The organism is Actinosynnema sp. NPDC004786 (genome assembly GCF_053601135.1).
This window is the reverse complement of sequence record NZ_JBSGBG010000047.1, coordinates 32,336-48,981: the sequence shown is the minus strand read 5'-3', so window position 1 is coordinate 48,981 and position 16,646 is coordinate 32,336. Positions and strand designations below refer to the sequence as shown.

General features: G+C 73.7%; 11 protein-coding genes. 6 read left to right on the top strand and 5 right to left on the bottom strand.

Annotated elements, in window-relative coordinates:
* Window positions 1–24: 24 nt before the first annotated feature.
* The 3 genes from ACWEFJ_RS31890 to ACWEFJ_RS31880 all read left to right on the top strand — a co-directional run bounded on the left by ACWEFJ_RS31890 (window position 25) and on the right by ACWEFJ_RS31880 (window position 3,296).
* Window positions 25–612, top strand: coding sequence for a TetR/AcrR family transcriptional regulator (locus tag ACWEFJ_RS31890; RefSeq protein ID WP_378096881.1), 588 nt, complete (start codon window positions 25–27; stop codon window positions 610–612).
* Window positions 613–780: 168 nt separating this feature from the next.
* Window positions 781–2,184 carry a hypothetical protein gene (locus tag ACWEFJ_RS31885; protein ID WP_449716012.1) on the top strand — a complete coding sequence of 468 codons (1,404 nt, stop codon included), beginning with the start codon at window positions 781–783 and terminating at the stop codon, window positions 2,182–2,184.
* A complete protein-coding gene (locus ACWEFJ_RS31880; RefSeq protein ID WP_449716011.1) occupies window positions 2,184–3,296 on the top strand; it encodes an ARPP-2 domain-containing protein in 1,113 nt (370 codons plus the stop codon). Before ACWEFJ_RS31885 ends, ACWEFJ_RS31880 begins: the two co-directional genes overlap by 1 nt.
* 451 nt (window positions 3,297–3,747) lie before the next feature.
* Here ACWEFJ_RS31880 and ACWEFJ_RS31875 read toward each other — a convergent pair whose 3' ends face one another.
* The gene (locus tag ACWEFJ_RS31875) at window positions 3,748–4,968 is read right to left on the bottom strand and encodes a hypothetical protein (protein WP_449716010.1); all 1,221 of its coding nucleotides are present in this window, start codon (window positions 4,966–4,968) and stop codon (window positions 3,748–3,750) included.
* A gap of 103 nt (window positions 4,969–5,071) precedes the next feature.
* On the opposite strand from ACWEFJ_RS31875, the gene ACWEFJ_RS31870 reads away from it, so the two are divergent.
* The gene (locus ACWEFJ_RS31870; protein ID WP_449716009.1) at window positions 5,072–7,561 is read left to right on the top strand and encodes an ATP-binding protein; all 2,490 of its coding nucleotides are present in this window, start codon (window positions 5,072–5,074) and stop codon (window positions 7,559–7,561) included.
* Window positions 7,562–7,858: 297 nt separating this feature from the next.
* Here the strand turns inward: ACWEFJ_RS31870 and ACWEFJ_RS31865 are convergent, their stop codons facing one another.
* On the bottom strand, window positions 7,859–8,845 hold the full coding sequence (locus tag ACWEFJ_RS31865; RefSeq protein ID WP_378097741.1) for a PaaX family transcriptional regulator: 987 nt from the start codon (window positions 8,843–8,845) through the stop codon (window positions 7,859–7,861).
* 358 nt (window positions 8,846–9,203) lie between these two features.
* Here ACWEFJ_RS31865 and ACWEFJ_RS31860 point away from each other — a divergent pair, with 358 nt between their 5' ends.
* Complete coding sequence (locus ACWEFJ_RS31860; RefSeq protein ID WP_449716008.1) at window positions 9,204–10,514, top strand: poly(ethylene terephthalate) hydrolase family protein; 1,311 nt, start codon at window positions 9,204–9,206, stop codon at window positions 10,512–10,514.
* 141 nt (window positions 10,515–10,655) lie between these two features.
* Here ACWEFJ_RS31860 and ACWEFJ_RS31855 read toward each other — a convergent pair whose 3' ends face one another.
* Window positions 10,656–12,116: an RICIN domain-containing protein gene (locus ACWEFJ_RS31855; RefSeq protein ID WP_449716007.1), complete on the bottom strand. Its 1,461-nt coding sequence runs from the start codon at window positions 12,114–12,116 to the stop codon at window positions 10,656–10,658.
* Window positions 12,117–12,475: 359 nt separating this feature from the next.
* Here ACWEFJ_RS31855 and ACWEFJ_RS31850 point away from each other — a divergent pair, with 359 nt between their 5' ends.
* Window positions 12,476–14,965: a hypothetical protein gene (locus ACWEFJ_RS31850; protein ID WP_449716006.1), complete on the top strand. Its 2,490-nt coding sequence runs from the start codon at window positions 12,476–12,478 to the stop codon at window positions 14,963–14,965.
* A gap of 10 nt (window positions 14,966–14,975) precedes the next feature.
* Here the strand turns inward: ACWEFJ_RS31850 and ACWEFJ_RS31845 are convergent, their stop codons facing one another.
* Complete coding sequence (locus ACWEFJ_RS31845; RefSeq protein ID WP_378096035.1) at window positions 14,976–15,401, bottom strand: hypothetical protein; 426 nt, start codon at window positions 15,399–15,401, stop codon at window positions 14,976–14,978.
* Window positions 15,402–15,680: 279 nt separating this feature from the next.
* Window positions 15,681–16,580: a DUF6801 domain-containing protein gene (locus ACWEFJ_RS31840; RefSeq protein WP_378096038.1), complete on the bottom strand. Its 900-nt coding sequence runs from the start codon at window positions 16,578–16,580 to the stop codon at window positions 15,681–15,683.
* Between the last annotated feature and the right edge of the window lie 66 nt (window positions 16,581–16,646).

Here is a 16,646-nt window from a genome sequence, read left to right as displayed (position 1 = left end):
GTCACCAGCCGGTTGGAGGGATCAGTGACGGCCTACCTGGCCCGACGGCCCAAGCGCGCGGACGGGCGGCGCAACTACGACCGCATCCTCGAAGCCGCGCGGGAGGCGTTCGACGCCCGGGGCACCGACGCCGCGCTGGAGGACGTCGCCCGTGCCGCCGGCGTCGCCATCGGCACCCTGTACGGCCACTTCCCCACCCGCGAGACGCTGATCGAGGCGTCGGTGCGCGACAGCCTGGACGACCTGCGCGCCGACGCCGAACGCCTCGCCGAGGCGGCCGCGGACGACCCGGTCGGCGCGCTCACCGCGTGGATCCACCGGGCCGTCGCGCACTGCAGCACGTTCCGGGGCCTGGTCGGGTTCCTCGCGGCGAGCACCTACGACGAGGGCACGCCCCTGCACCGCTCGTGCGTCGAGATGCACGCCGCCGGCGGCGCGTTGCTGGCCCGTGCCCGGGAAGCCGGCCGGGTGCGCCCGGACCTGACCGCCGAGGAGCTGTTCACCGCCATCACGGCCGCCGCGTGGGCGCGCGAGAACTCGCCGCCGGGGCAGGACCACAGCGCGCGGCTGATCGAGTTGCTGATCGACGGGTTCCGCGCGGGCGCCCGCTGAGCCGGCGTCGGTCGAAATGGCGGGCGCCGCGCAGCGGGTCGTTGCTACAGTTCGCCGGCCGGCCGCGGGACTCCGGCGCGACTTCCGGAACCCGCCTTGGAAGCGACGATTCGCTGATCGTGCCCCCACTCCCCGGTCGGCACCCCGACACCCCCGGAGCGTGGACGCGTGGACGCCCTCACCGCCGACGACATGATGATGTTCATCAACGCGGCGACGACGTCCACGGCGCAGGGCGAGTTCCACGGCGGGGCCGCGGACCAGCGGCTGTCGCTGGACTTCCTGCACGACTACGTGATCGGCAACTACCGCGACCTGTACGCGGCGGCGCTCGCGCTGGACATCAACGACCACAACGCGGCGCTGATCGTCCGCAAGCTGCTGGAGACCACCGGCGACGCCACCGAGGAGCAGCGGCGGGTCGAGGGCGCGCTCATCGCGCGCCGCTTGCGGCTGCTGCCGCCGCAGCGCGTGTACGACCTGTTCGGGGTGCTGCGGCGGGCACGGGTGAACAACCGGCGCACCCGCGCGATCATCCGCGACTGGGTCGCGGCCCGCCCCGACCCGGCGTTCGACGCGGTGAAGTACCGCACCGGGTTGAAGCGGGCGCTGCGGCACGCGCACGTCGCGCCGGCGGGCGAGCTGGCCCCGTTCCTGTTCACGACGGGCCACCAGCGCCGCTACGACACCCCGCTGCTGGAGACGTGGCGGCGGGCGCACTACGAGCAGGCGTCGGTGTACGGGCTGCCGTACACGGTGGCCGAGGGGTTCGCCGCCAAGCACGGCATCGACCGGGCGACGTTCCTCAAGCGCATCGAGCCCCGCCTGACCAAGCTGGAACGGCTGCGGGTGCAGGGCGCCGCGCGTCGAGGCGGCGCGGACGTGGCGATCGACCTCGGCTCGATGCCGCTGACCCGCCTCGCCTCCTACGTGCTCTCCCTGCCGATGGCCGAACGCGTCGAACGGCGCGACGAGCTGACCGACGCGCTGCGCGCGGCCGCCGTGCGCGCCGCCGGGCGGGCCGCGGGCGCCTGGGGCCGGGTCGCGGCCGTGCTGGACGACAGCTTCTCGGCGTCGGGGTCCGCGCAGAAGCGCCGCCGCCCGCTGGCGGTCGCGCTGGCGTGCCACCACCTGCTGGCCGAGCTGGCGTCCGAGTACGTCCCGTTGTGGACCTCCGGCCGCACCGACGCCCTGCTGGCCCACCCGTACGGGATGACGCCGCTGGGCGAGCGGGTGCTCGACGCGCTGGAGCACGCGCCGGACCGGCTGCTGATCGTGTCCGACGGCTGGGACAACGCGCCGTACGGGCTGGCGGCCGAGGTGCTGCGGGTGTGGCGGACGCGGCTCGACCCGGAGCGCCGGGTGGTCGCGGTCCACCTCAACCCGGTGTACGACGCGGTCGACTTCGACGTGAAGCGGCTCGCGCGCGCCGTGCCGACCGTGGGCGTGCGCGACGCGGAGGACGTGCCCGCCCTGGTCGAGTTCGCCCGGTTCACCGAGGGCAGGGCCGGGGTCGCGGACCTGCGGGCGCACTTCGACGACCGGGTGGCCCGCTTCCTGGAGGAGGGATGATGCCGACCGGCCTGACCACGCGGCCGGCCCAGGTGTGGGGCGGCGTGCGACTCGTGCCGTTGACCCGGGACGAGCCCATCACCGGCCTGCGCCTGCACGCCCGCGTCCACGGGGACGAGATCGGCGTCGTCCAACTGGACCGCCGCAGGCACTACGTGTCCTACATCCCGCACGGTTTCGTCGCCACGTGGGGCGACGACCGCCCGGTCGCCGCCTACGGCACCCAGTTGACGAAGGGCTCGCAACCGCCCGCGCACGGCATGGGCCTGCGCTTCCACCGCCGGATGGCCAAGCGGGTCGGACGCGACCGCCTGCGGTTCCTGCCCCTGCACCTCGCCGTCGAGGGCTACCTGTCGCTGCACTTCGGCGGTCCGACGGTGGTGTGGGAGGAGTGGTCGCACCGCGCCGTCCGCCGCGGCCTCTCACCGCGCGTCGAGGAGGCGTACACGGGGGCCGACGTCCAGGGCCTCGCGGACGCGCTCAAGCACTTCGAGATCCACCCGGACCAGTGCGGCGTGCTGGTGTACGTGGCCGACACGCCGGCCGCCGCCTTCGTCGTCCCGCACCCGGACGACTACCGCGCCCTGCACACCACCCTGTTGCAGGACATGTACGGCGAACTCGTCCACCGCCACGCCACCCTGGCCACGCCCGTGCCACCTTTCGACGTGCGACTGCCCGACGACATCACGTCACTGGCCGACCTCCGCGCGGCAGCCGCCCGCGAACAAGCCGAGTGGTCCCGCTTCCACGACCGGACCATGGCGGACGGCCTCCTGGCCGAACCCCACACCGTGCGCCACACGTACCGGCTGGGCGACTACACCCTGTCCCGCTTCCTGCCGGCGTTCGGCCTCAAGCAGGAGAACCACATCGGCGAACTGATCACCGCCCGCGACGGCCGCCTGGCCTACCTGAAGACGTTCCGCCTGTCGGAGTCCCAAGTCCGCCGCGGCCACCTGCTGACCACCCTGGCGGCCCACGACTGGCACCTCCCCACCGCCGCCTCCGCCCTGGGCATCACCGACGCCCAACTGGGCCTGCGCCTGGACGCCGCCGGCTTCGGCGCACTGCTCCGCGAAGACGTCCTCGCCCGCTACCGCGCCGGCTGACAACACACCCCCAAGTGCACCACCACGCCGCCCTTCCCCAACAGAAGGGTTCCGTGTCATCCCGCCGACCTGGCGCAGCCCTACCGCGCGTGTCAAGGGGGCATTTCCGGCCCTACCGCACCTTTGCGCTGGAACCGCCCCCTTGACGCGTGCGGTAGCCCTCGTGGAGGTCGGCGGGATGACACGAAACCCGACCAACGACGCAACCGCACCGAACCACCGAACCCCGTCATCCTGCTGATCTGCCCGTCCGGCGAGGACGCTTTTCGCTTTTCCCACCCCCTGAACCTTGAACTCTCGCGTTCCCAACGTTGAACTCTCGCACTCTGAACGTTGGACTCTCGCGTTCCCAACGTAGGACACACGCGTTCTGAACGTAGGACACGCGGTGATCGGGTCGACCCCCAGTGCTCCGACCCGATCACCGGACGTCAGCGCCGCGCCAACCCACTCAACGCCCCACCAACCCCCTGAGCGCGACACCGACGTTGTAGTTGGGCCGCGTCGGGTTCACCGAGATGATCTGGCGCAGCTCGTGGTACGGGTCCGGGGGCGGAGGGGGCGGTGGGATCCTCCGCCGCAGCCACCACCAGATGAGCCAGAACCACCGGTCGAGGCCGCACCAACCGATGTAGAGGTAGTCGTCACCGCCGTACACCAGGGCCAGCGGGTTGCCCGCGACGTGCACGGCGGGCGGCCCGATCACCCACGGGTCCGGCACGGCCCCGAACGCGTCCGTGGCCGCCCTGATCGCACCGTCCGCACCCGCGTACGTCACGACGAACTCACCGGTCGGAGCCAGGGTCGCGGCCAGGCTCGCGCCCGTCGGCACCGCACCGGGCCCGGACAGCGCGACCAGGGGTTGCGGCGTCAGGCTCGCGAACGGGATCCGCCACAACCGCCCGTCCGTGCCGGTGAAGAACGCCGACGCCCCGGCGCTGCCCGACGCGGCGGCCACGGGCGATCCCGGCGCGGCCACGTTCGCCGGGGTGGCCGCGATGGTCGTCCAGATCGCGATCGGTCCGGCGGAGCCGCTGCCGAGCCGGCCCACCGACGTGTGGACGCCGCCGTTGCCGCCGACGAACGCCACCCCGAACCGGTCCCCCGCCGACGACTGGAACGCGGCCAGCGGCGTGGACGGCCGCACGGTGCCGGCCGGCACCACCGGCGCGATCGGCACGATCACCGAGCCGGACCTGCCGTACGTGGTGTGGTAAATCGCGCCGTTGCTGCCGGTGAAGTGGACGTGGGTGCCGGTCTGCCCCTCGACCGCCACGATCCGCCCGCCCGGCGGGGCCAGCCCGCCCTGCGGGTGGCGGACGAAGCTCATGCCGGAGCCCGTGGCGCTGGTGAACCCGGCGATCAGGCCGCCGTGGCTGCCGATGGTGAACAGGGCCAGGCCGCCGTCCGACCGCCGGACGACGCTGAGGTCGCCGCCGGGCGGTCCGATGGCCGAGCCGACGAGCGGGCCGGTGGAGCCGGCGTCGGCACCGCAGAGCCGGCCGTCACCGCCGATGAAGAAGCCGCCGACCGGGGCGCTCGCGGCCGCCGGCGCGGCCGAGGCCGGTCCGGCCAGGCCGACCGGGAGTGCCGCGATCGCGCCGGACGCGACCGCGGCTCGAAGCAGGTCGCGCCGGGTCGGACCGGCGGACGCGCTGTTCGTGGACGTCATGCGCCCACGCTAGGAACGGCCTGCGCTGTCCGGCCGCTTCCGGGACGCGGACGGCTGCGGTGAGATCGGGTGGAGTGACGGTCGGCGACCCCGGGGCGGGACCATGGCGCAGAACTCCAGGCAGGCGTTGGACGCGTTCGTCGACGACCTCAACCGGCTGCGGCGGCACGCGGGCGCGCCGTCCCTGAACCGGATCACGTCGTCCGCGCACGCGATCGGCCACCCGCTCGCCCGGTCGACGGTGAGCGACAAGCTGAACGGGAAGTCGTTGCCGGAGTGGGACTTCGTCGTCTCCTTCGTCCGCGCGTGCCTGGCGCACGCCGACCAGGCGGGCGTGCGCGTGCCGGACGAGCTGGCCGACCTGGCGCGCTGGGACGCCGCGCACTGGGACCTGCTCCGCGCGATGGACAACGACCGCTCCACCGACCGACTGGCCGTCGCCGCGCAGCACGAAGCGCGCCGCCGCCAAGCCCGAACCCGGTCACAGGAACCGGACGCGTGGGTGGTCCCGCGACAACTCCCACCGCCGATCTCCCACTTCGCCGGCCGCGCGAGACCCCTGTCCCGATTAGCGGAACTACTCGCCACCCCCTCCACACCGACACCCACACCCGCACCCGCACCAACACCGACACCGACACCGACACCGACACCGACGATGATCACCGCCATCAGCGGCACCGCGGGCGTCGGCAAGACCACCCTCGCCGTCCACTGGGCCAACCAGGTCGCCGACCGCTTCCCCGACGGCCAGCTCTACGTGAACCTGCGCGGCTTCGACGCGGCACCGTCACGACTGGACCCCGGCGTCGCCCTGCGCGGTTTCCTCGAAGCCCTCGGCACCCCCGCCGACCGGATCCCGACCGACCCCGCCGCGCAGACCGGCTTGTACCGCAGCCTGCTCGTCGGACGCCGGGTCCTGGTCCTGCTGGACAACGCCCGCGACGCCGACCAGGTGCGACCGCTGTTGCCGGGATCGCCGGGCTGCCTCGTGCTGATCACCAGCCGGCAGCGGATGACCGGCCTGGTCGCGGCGGAGGGCGCGCACCCGGTCGTGCTGGACCTGCTGTCCGACGCCGAATCGCGCGACGTGCTCGCGCTGCGCCTGGGCGCGCGGCGGGTCGCGGCCGAGCCGGACGCGGTGCGGCGCATCGTCACCGCCTCGGCCGGGCTGCCGCTCGCACTGGCGGTGGTCGCGGCCCGCGCGCAGACCTTCCCCGACTTCCCGCTCTCCCGGCTGGCCGACGAGTTGGACGCGGCCAGGCTGGACGGGTTCGCGGGCGTCGAGCCCGCGCTGGACATCCGGTTCGTGTTCTCCTGGTCGTGCCGGAAGCTCGACCCGCCGGCGGCCCGGGTCTTCCGGCTGCTGGGGCTGCACCCCGGCGGCGGCTTCGGCGTGGACGCGGCGGCGAGCCTGGCCGGGCTGCCCGTCGCCGCGACCCGCCGCCTGCTGGCCGTCCTGGCCCACGTCAACCTGCTGTCCGAGCCGTCGCCGGGGCGGTACGCGATGCACGACCTGCTCCGCGCGTACGCCGCCGAACAGGCCGAGGCGGTCGAGCCCGCGCCGGACCGGCACCGCGCCCTCGGCCGGTTGCTCGACCACTACGTGCACACCGCCCACGCCGCGGACGTGCTGCTGTACCCGCACCGCGACCCGATCACGGTGCCGCCCCTCCCGGACGGCGTGGCCCTGCCGACGTTCACGGGGCGGGAGCAGGCGTGGGCGTGGCTCACCGCCGAGCACCAGGCGCTGCTCAACGCGGTCGAGCTGGCCGGCGACGGCTTCGACGCCCACGCGTGGCGGCTGGCGTGGTCGATGAGCACCTACCTCGACCGGATCGGCGCGTGGGCCGAGCAGAGCGCCGTGCAGCGGATCGCGGTCGCGGCGGGAGCCAGGCAGGCCGACCTCGACGCGCAGGCACGTGCCCGGCGGAACTGGGCGGTGGCGTGCCTGCGCCACGAGCGCTACGACGAAGCCGGCGAGCACCTGCGCCTGGCGCTGGACCTCTACGACGAGCTGGGCGACCAGGTCGGGGCCGCCAGGACGGTGCTGAACCTCGGCATCCTGGCCGAGCACCGGGCCGACTACCCGACCGCGCTGGAGCACGCGCGGCAGGCGTTCGACCGCTTCGCGCTGGCGGGGCACGCGCACGGGCAGGCCAACGCGCTGAACAACATCGGCTGGTACCAGATCCAGCTCGGCCACCACGAGAGCGCCCTGGAGCACTGCCGGCGGGCGCTCGCGCTCCAGCAGGAGATCGGCAACGCCTACTGGCAGGCGCACATCTGGGACAGCCTGGGCACCGCCCACCACCACCTCGGCCGGCACCGGGAGGCCATCCGCTGCTTCGGCCAGGCGCTGGCGTTGTGGCGGGACACGGGCGAGCGCTTCTTCGAGGCCACGACGTTGACGCACCTGGGCGACGCGCGGCACGCCGTCGGCGACCCGGCGGGCGCGCGGTCGGCATGGCTGCGGTCCGCCGTCATCCTCGACGACCTGGGCCACCCGGACGCGGGCCCGGTGCGCGCCCGGCTGCACGCGACCCCACCACCGGCCCCGATCGAACCGGACGGCGAAGCCGCCCACCGCTGACCGCGCTCGGCCGGGCTTGCCGGGTCGCCGCCGCGCCGGCGAGGACGCCCGGCATGTCACGGCGGGCACGACGGCCCTGTTCCGCGCAGTGGAACCCACCGCCGTCCGGCGAATCGAACGACCGGGATGAACCTCCGAGCCCACACCGATCACCCGCGCCCATCGCGGCCGAGCCCTGCCCATCGCCGCCGAGCCGCCGCCCGCCCATCGTTCGTGGCCCGGTCACCGCCCGCCCGTCGTGACCGAGCCACCGCCCGCCCATCGCCGCCGAGCCACCACCTGCCCGTCGCGGCCGAGTCACCGCCCGCCCGTCGCGGCCCGGTCGCCGGCCGGGTCGAACCCGGCGGCCATCTCGGCCACGGTGTGGGCGCGGAGGTCCGGCTGCGGGCCGTCGGCGAATCGCGCGACCACGGAGCGGACGTGGTCCTGGGCCGGCTCCGCCAGCCCGTCGTACACGCCGAGGAACACCTCACGCGCCCGGCCGCGCGGCCAGTCCGGCGGCATGAGGGTGATCGGCAGCAGGGGGTCCAGGGTCGGGAAGCGGCGGTAGGTGTCCATCACCTCGGTGCGGGCCCGGACCGCGTCCGGCCCGGTGACCTCGCCGGCCCGGACGCCCGGCAGCAACGGCTCCCAGCGGGCGATGAAGTCCTCGTACCGCTGCGCGATGGCCGTGAGGTCCCACGCTTCGAGCGGGTCGCGGGTGACGTCCGACGCGAACTCCAGGTGCCGCGCGCGGAACGCCGTCGCCGCGCCCGGGGTCACCGCGACCAGCTCCGCGTGCGCCTGCGCCGTCAGGGGGTGCGGTGACACCCACACCCCGTCGTACAGCGGGGCGTACCCGCGCCACCGCAGCTCCGCGCGCAACGCGCTGCGGCGGGACTTCTCCTCCACCGGCATGGTGAACACGATGATGGTCCACAGGCCGTCCCACGAGTCCGGCCCGGTGGCGAAGGTGGCGATGGCCGCGCCGCCGTTCGACAGGTCGGCCACGACGGCGTCGGTCAGGCGGTAGAGGCTGTGCCGGCCCCGGCGACTGCCCTCGAGCACGCCCCGGCGGAACAGCCTGCTGATCGCGGTCCGCGCGGCCCCGGCCGTCACGCCGAACTCCTCCAGCAACGCCGCGATCGCCGCGCTCGGCAGCCACGCCCGGGTCCGCACGGTGTAGTCCGCGATCAACGTCATCGCCAGGCCCTGCGGGGAGCTGCCGCTCTGCCTGCGCGGCAGGCGAACCGACCCGGGGACGACGTCCGAGAGGATCTCGTCGACGTTGAACGGGCTTGTCACGGCGTGCTCCGGTCCCAGGTCCGCGTGCGGCAGACCCTGACTCTAGCGACTCGTCGCCGCACCGCCGTGCGCCCGCCACGACCAGCGCGTTCCCGCAGGTGGAGCCCTATCGAGACGATCATTGACACTTGTTACAGCCGAAGCCACACTATGTGACACCTGTGGTCCGCGCCGAGCCGGCGCAGGCGTGAACAGCGCCCTGACGGCTGCTGTCGGCGTTGCGGTCACGTGGCGGGAGCGTGCACCGCCGGTCGTTCGCACCCCCGCCCCGGGCGACTCCACCCATTCCCCGTGGCCGGGCGGCCGCTCCTCCCGCGCGCCCGATCCCCGGCCACCCGTTCCGGCAGGAGGTCCTTCCGTGAGAAGACTCGAGAGCGCGCTGCACGCCCGACCCGCGAGCGGGCTGTGGCGCTACGGCATCGCCCTCGCGGCGGCGACGATCATGGTGGTGGCGTTGACGGTCGCGGGCGGGTCCCGCACGGCGTCGGGTGCGGACAACCCGTACCAGCGCGGTCCCGACCCGACCCCGGCCAGCGTGTCGGCCAACCGCGGCACCTTCGCCACCGCGCAGGTCACCGTCCCCGCCGGCAACGGCTTCGGCGGCGGCGTCATCTACTACCCCACCGACACCAGCCAGGGCACCTTCGGCGCGATCGCCGTCGTCCCCGGTTACACCGCCACCTGGGCCGCCGAGGGCGCGTGGATGGGCCACTGGCTCGCGTCGTTCGGCTTCGTCGTGATCGGCATCGACACCAACAACCGCAACGACTGGGACACCGCCCGCGGCACCCAGCTGCTCGCCGCGCTCGACTACCTGACCCAGCGCAGCTCCGTCCGCGACCGGGTCGACGCCACCCGGACCGCCGTCATGGGGCACTCCATGGGCGGCGGGGGCGCGGCCTACGCCTCCCTGCAACGACCGACGCTGAAGACCTCCGTCGGGCTGGCGCCGGCCAGCTTCTCCCAGAACCTCACCACCACGCGGGTGCCGACGATGCTGCTGTCCGGGCAGAACGACACCACCATCACGCCCTCCAGCGTGCTCAACCTCTACAACGGGATCCCCGCCAACGTCGAGAAGGCGTACCTGGAACTCTCCGGCGCGGGCCACGGGTTCCCCACGTCCAACAACTCCACGATGATGCGCAACGTCATCCCGTGGTTCAAGATCTTCGTCGACAGCGACACCCGCTACACCCAGTTCCTCTGCCCGCTGTCCGACACCAACGGCATCCGCTCCTACCTGAGCACCTGCCCGCTGGTGCCGTCCGACCCGCCGACCACGACCAGCACCACAACCACAACGACCACCACGACCTCCACCAGCACCACCACGACCACGACCAGCACCACGACCACCACGCCCGACCCCGGTGGCGCGTGCAACGCCGCCTACCGCACCACGAACTCGTGGCCCGGCGGCTACCAGGGCGAGGTCACGGTGACGGCGGGCGGTTCCGGGGTCAGCGGTTGGAGCGTGCGCTGGACGTTGGCCAGTGGCCAGTCCATCAGCCAGGTCTGGAACGGCACGCTGACCGTGGACGGGTCGTCCGTGTCGGTCCGGAACGTCTCGTACAACGGGTCGCTCGGCCCGAACGCCTCGACCACGTTCGGCTTCCTCGGCGGCGGCACGCCGCCCACCTCGCCCCTCTCCTGCACCAGCCCGTGACGCGACGCCGCACGCCCGGGTCCGGCAGGGGTCGGACCCGGGCGTGCGGCGAGCCGGGGGTCGAAGGCACTCCCGCCGGTCTCCCGCCGACCCGTCGGGTTCACCACGACGCTGCCGGAGCCGGCGCGGCGGTCTGCCCGGTCAGCCGGTGAGCGCCGCCGACACCAGCGGCGCGAGCCGGTCGGCGATCTTGCGGTGCCCCTGGTCGTTCGGGTGCACGTTGTCCGTGGTGTCGGTGGCCTCCACGATCCAGCCCGTGGTGTCGACGAACCGCACCTTCGGGTCGTTGACGATGCGCACCGCCGCCTGCGTCTCGGGGATGTAGCGCTTGCGGAAGGTCTGCATCGCCAGCACCGTGGCGTTCGGGTACTTCTGCCGCGCCCGCTGGATCAGCGTGACGTAGGCGCTCTGGAACTGCGCGCCGGACACGCTGTGGCCGACGTCGTTGGTGCCGAGGTTGATCACCACGACGGTCGCGGCGTACCGGGCGAAGTCCCAGTCGGTGTTGTTCGTGATCCCGGTCTTGAGGAACCGGTCGCTCATGCCGATGCAGCCGTCGGCCGCGGAGACCAGGCACGCGCCGCCCACGGCGACCTGGGTGTGGCCCACGCCCAGCCGCTCGCCGACCAGCCAGCCGTAGGCCGTCAACGCCTGCTTGGACGACTGCTGGCCCACGGTGATGGAGTCGCCGACGAACTCGACGACCTCGTCCGGCACGGTCGGGGCGAACGTCACCGCGCCGGGGTCCAGCTCGACGCCCCGGTAGACCGCGTCACCGCGGTAGGAACCGGCGACCGGCCGGTAGGACACGCGCACAGTGTGGTTGCCCGCGGCCAGCGGCGTGGGGGTGAGGTCCACCGTGCCGCTGCGGTTGACGTAGGACACGTCGGGACCGCCGTCGATGCTCACGAAGAAGTCGATGGCGTTGCGCTGCTTGAGCTTCACCGTGCGGCCGGTGAAGCCGACGACCACGTATGCGCCCGCCCACTCCGACACGTACGCGGTGGGGTCGGCGGTGTTCCAGCGCCCGAAGAACTTCACGTTCGGGTCGGTGGGCGCGCCGGTGCCGCCGGCGCCGAGGCGGACGAGTTGCCATTGCTGGTTGGCACCGGTGGTGATGTCGTACTGGGAGACGCGGGCGTTGTCGGCGGTGGAGCGTTCCCACACGTCCAGCGCCTTGCCGCTGTTGCGGTTGACCAGGCGGACGTGGCCGCCGTCGGTGTCGACCAGGCCGAACTGCTGGTGGGGGGCGTTGCGGTCGGTCCAGGCCACGACCTGCGCGCCGTTGGCCGTGGACGCCGACGCGACGTCGACCACCTTCCCGCCCAACCGCGACCGCAACCGGTAGAACCCGCCCCCGGAGTCCACGAACTGGAACTGCTGCGCCACCGAGTCCGTCCGGGTCGCCTGCACCACCGCGGCCCCGTCCTCGCCCGACTGGACCTGCATGGCCTTGCCGCTGTGCCGGGCGACCAGCACGTAGGCGGCCGAGGTGTCCACCGTCGCGGCCACCGCCGGCGGTCCCACCGCCGACACCGCGGCCACACCCAGGACGACCACCAGGGCCGACCGCACGACCGCGACGCCTGACGACACTGTCATGTGCGTGCCTTCCTCACCAGAAGCGGCACGGCGGACCAGCCGCCGCAGGGGAACCTTCCGCCGCGAAGAGTTGCGCCGCACCCATGACCCGTCAACGGCCGCATCTCGTATGGAAGATCGCGTCGAACGCATTCGACCGCGAGCGCGAAAGCCCGCGATCCAGTCCTTTGTGGACCGCCGACACACGTGTCACGGCCCGGCAACGGCGGAATCCCGCCAAAGGGCGGACGCCGGGTTCCCGCCACTCGCCCGGCCGAACGCGTTCCACCCCACGCCCGGCGCACATCCGATACGTTGGCCTGCGCCGGGCCCGCGCGGTTCGGCACCGAACCGCGCGCAGCGAGCGGAGGGGCTGGTCGATGGACGCGGCACGGGCGATTTCGCTGGTCGTGGCACGGATCCGGGCCGAAGGGCTCGCGTACCCGACCGAGGACTTGAGGGTTGATCGCTTCCAGGGCGGCTGGTGCGTCTTCGCGCCGGTGATGGTCGCCGACGGGGCCCCGGAGGACGACGTGGACCGGCCGATGACGAGGTCGGTGTTCCTGGTGGGCGCCTCCGGGCACATCGACGTGGTGTCCTCCAGCGAGCCGGCGGAGGACGCGCGGTCCCACTTCGCGGAGGCGTGCCTGTGGTTCGGCGCGGGTGAGCCGCGGCCCGACGGCGAGGACGCCTTCTCGGCGCCCTCCCACCCGGACTTCGACCGGTTCGCCCGCCCGCGCGGACCGCGGCCCACCGCCGCCCACGACCGCCTCGCGGTGGAGGCATTCGCCCGTGCCCTCCGGCACGAGAAGGACTTCGCGGGCTGGTTGACCGGTCGCCTGCGCGAGCTGGGCGACCTGCTCGGCGGCACGGGGCACCTGGTCGCCCGCCGCCCGGACGCCTGGTCGTCCCAGCAGTTCCTGGAGTTCCTGGAGCAGGACGTCGCCGAGGACGAACCGCTTGACGCGATGTGGGAGTCCTGGCCGCCGGTCGACCCGGCGCGGCTGCCCGACGTCGACACCTCGGGCTGGCTGCTCGTCCCGGGCGACGCGGCGCGCGACTACCTGGAGTCGCTGAGCGCCGGGACGACCGCGGCGGCCCGCCTGACCGGCCTCGTCGCCGACCGCACCCGGCGGGCTCCCGCGTGGCTGGCCTGCGGCGTGGCCGAGCTGGTCCCGGCGCTCGTGGCCGTGCGCCGCGACGGGCGGGTGGACGCCGACCTGGCGGAGCTGCGCCGGCTCGCCGTCGAGGAGGAGGAACAGGACTTCTTCGACATGCTGACGGGGACGTCGTGGTCCGACGACGCCGACGTGGAGGCGTTGCTGCGGTACGCGATCGACGCCGACCGGAACCACCGGGACGTGGTCCACCTCGACGTGGCGGCCACGGCCGCGTACCGCCGCTTCCTCGACCGCCTCGGCCTGGGCTCCCCCGAGTGGTTCGGGATGGCGTTCGGGGACCCGGACCCGTTCGACGTGCCGCCGGAGCGCGAGCGCCCCGCCGTGCGCCCTGTCGACCCGGCCCGGGACGGCGCGGTCGTCACGGACGAGCGCCACGCGATCGCGTCGGTGGTGGAGTGGATCCGGTCGCGCGGCCTGGACCACCCCACCGAGGGGTTGGTGGCGGAGCGCTTCGAGGCGGGGTGGAGCGTGTACGCGCCGGTGGAGGTCGACGAGAGCGACCCCATGGCGTTCCTGGACCTGCCGGTGGGCCGGTCGGTGTTCCTGGTCGGGGACTCCGGGCGGATCAAGGAGACGTCGAGTTCCGTCCCGCCCGGGCAGGCGGAGGAGGAGTTCATCGCCGAGGAGCGCGCGGCGGACGGCATGATCGACCTGGAGTGGGCGGCGCTGAGGCTCCGGGAGGAGGGGGCGATCCAGAGCTTCACGATCGTCGACACGCCTCCCGAGGAGGCGATCGCCGCCGAGGCGTCGGAGCTGATCGAGCCGATCGTGCAGCAGCTCGCCCGGCTCGGGCCGCCCGGGTGGCGGCGGTTCGACGCGGTGTTCGCCGTCACCGTGTCCGCCGAGATCGGCCGGGTGCGGTTCCGGACCGACCGGCCGAACGACCCGGCGCCGGTCCCGGAGGCGATCATGGCGTTGGTCCGCCGGCAACGCGACATCGCGGCCCGGATGCCCGCCGGGCCGTGGTGGCGCCTGCTGCTGTCCGTCACGCACCAGGGCGAGACGGCCGTGGAGTACGACTACGGCGACCGGCCGTTCCCCCGCGAGGACCTGCTGCCGCCCGAGCACTACCGGGCGGACCTGGCCGCGTACCCGCGCGGCGAGGTGCCGGCCTGGCTCGCCGACTACCTCGCCGACGACACGCCGGAGGTGCTGGACACCAAGGTCGGCCTCCGGCGGCTGCACGCGGACGCCCGGGAGATCGCCCACGGCGACCTGACGATCCCGCTCGACCGGGTCGACTGGGTCCGCTACGGGAGCGTGCACACCACGACCAAGCGGTTCCTCGCCCCCAGCTCGCACCACGCGCGGTGGCACTTCTCGGTCGGCACGTACCCGGTCGGCCGGGAGACCGCGATCGACGTGGAGTTCCCCACCGACGGCAAGGACGCGCCGCCGCCGGACGCGTGGGCGTTCCTGGTCGAGCTGTCCCGCCGCCACCTCGAACCACGGCTGGTCGCCCGCCTCGCCGACCGGGTCCGCAGTGGCGAGACCGTCGAGGTCGGCGGCGTGCGGGTGCACCGGGGCGGGGTGGGTCCCCTGCCGTGGTCCGAGGTCGGCGAGGTCCGGGTCGCCGGTGGTCAGGTCTCGATCCACCGGGCCGGCGAGGCGCGGCCCGCGGTGGTGGCGTCGTGGGGGAGCCCGAACGCGGTGCTCCTCCCGGCGCTGCTCGCCGCGGTCGCGCCGTGAGGCGCCGCGGTCACCACCAGGCCGTGGAGTTGCCCGCGGTGCAGGTGCCGTTCGGGTCGACCACGTAGCACGCGCGGAAGGCGCGGTTCGGGCTCGTGCTCGTCGGGTACGCCTGCGTGTAGTTGCGGTCGCCCGCGGTGTAGGTGGAGAAGTCGTCCGCGACCCGGTCGCCGTTCAGGTCGACCTCGAAGCGGATGAACTCGGGCCCGGTGTAGTTCAGGATCCGTCCCCAGCCGTACTGCACGCCGCCGCAGTTGCCGTAGCGGACCTGGACCACCCGGTCGGACACCGTGCGCTGGACCGCCGTGAGCGGGTTGGCGCACGTCGCCGGGTCGCTGAGCCACGGCGGCGCGGCGGCCCCGGCCGTGCCGGTCATCAGCGCGGCGGACGTGGCGGCCGTCGCCAGGACGGCCGCGACCTTCATCGTCTTCCTCATCGTTTCCCCCTCGGTGCGATGCGACGACGTTCGGCCCTGCTCGCTGTCGCCACTCCCCTGCCGACACGAGCGCCTCGCCGTCGGCACCCATGGTCCCACTATTGGCGGACACCAGCATCATCTCGATCGGGTGATGCTGGGCTTGGAAAGACGGACAGTGACGACAATTCCGCCGAAGGGGTGGAGCGCGGGGGGGTGCGCGCTCGCCCGGCCGGGTTCGATCGGTACGGGCCCGGACCGCCGTGGCCGGTCCGGGCCCGTACCGGCCGGTGTCGCCGATCAGCCCTGAGCGGGTGGCGTGGCGAACACCAGGCCCTGGCTCGGCGGCGACGAGAAGCCGTACGCGTCCCGCGTGACGATCTTGACCCGGTGTTGCGCGTCGGGCGCCAGGCCGGTGATCGTCGCCTGCTTGTCGGTCACGAACGCGACGTTCACCCCGTCGAGGTAGACCTCGTAACCGCGGGTGTCGAACCACCACGAGGTCGCGTACCAGGCCAGGGAGACGCTGGTGGGCGTCACCGCCGTCACCCGCAGCTGGGACGGCCGCACCGGGTGCTCGACGATGCTCGACTCCGACGTCAGCGTGCCGATCCGGCGGCTCTGCGCCGGGTCGGGCGAGCAGGTGGCGTCGATCGTCCCCAGCGGCGTGCCGTCGGCCTTCTCGGGGCGCAACGACAGCGCCAGGTCGCCGAGGTCGATGGCGTAGGCGCCGGCCTGCTGGAGGTACAGCGCCGGGAAGCCGCCGGCCGCCGTCACCGGCAGCCCGCCGCCGGACGCGGAGACCCACGTGGGCGCGAACGTCAACGCCGCCTGGCTCTGCACCGTGACCGGCCCGGAGAAGCTCGCCGCGAGCGTGGCCGTGCTGTCACCGTCCAGCCGCACCCCGCCGTGCCCGCCGAGCCCGGCCCGGTCCACGTCCAACTCCAGGTCCACGTCGATGAACGCGGCCTCGAAGTGCGGCACGTCCCCGCCGGACATCCCTTCCTTCGGCAGGACGAACGTGACGTCCGCGGCGACCGCCACCCGCGGCCCGGACGCGACCGCGCACGTGTAGTCCACCTCCAACCCGACCGTTCTCGACGGCGCGGCGTGCGCGCTCCCCGTCGGCACGCCGGCGCCGAGCAACGCCGCCACCGCCGTCCCGACGGCGGCACGGCGCAGGTTCCTGTCCAGTCGCATGGTGTTCCCCTCGTACGTGGTGGGAGGGTCGTGGAGAACGGCGCCCCCACCGCAACACTGGCGGTG

Coding starts and splice junctions, on each gene's coding strand:
- ACWEFJ_RS31870 (WP_449716009.1), top strand. CDS start 5,072: ATGGCGCAGAACTCCAGGCAGGCGTTGGACGCGTTCGTCGACGACCTC.
- ACWEFJ_RS31855 (WP_449716007.1), bottom strand. CDS start 12,116: ATGACAGTGTCGTCAGGCGTCGCGGTCGTGCGGTCGGCCCTGGTGGTC.
- ACWEFJ_RS31850 (WP_449716006.1), top strand. CDS start 12,476: ATGGACGCGGCACGGGCGATTTCGCTGGTCGTGGCACGGATCCGGGCC.
- ACWEFJ_RS31845 (WP_378096035.1), bottom strand. CDS start 15,401: ATGAGGAAGACGATGAAGGTCGCGGCCGTCCTGGCGACGGCCGCCACG.
- ACWEFJ_RS31880 (WP_449716011.1), top strand. CDS start 2,184: ATGCCGACCGGCCTGACCACGCGGCCGGCCCAGGTGTGGGGCGGCGTG.
- ACWEFJ_RS31875 (WP_449716010.1), bottom strand. CDS start 4,968: ATGACGTCCACGAACAGCGCGTCCGCCGGTCCGACCCGGCGCGACCTG.
- ACWEFJ_RS31840 (WP_378096038.1), bottom strand. CDS start 16,580: ATGCGACTGGACAGGAACCTGCGCCGTGCCGCCGTCGGGACGGCGGTG.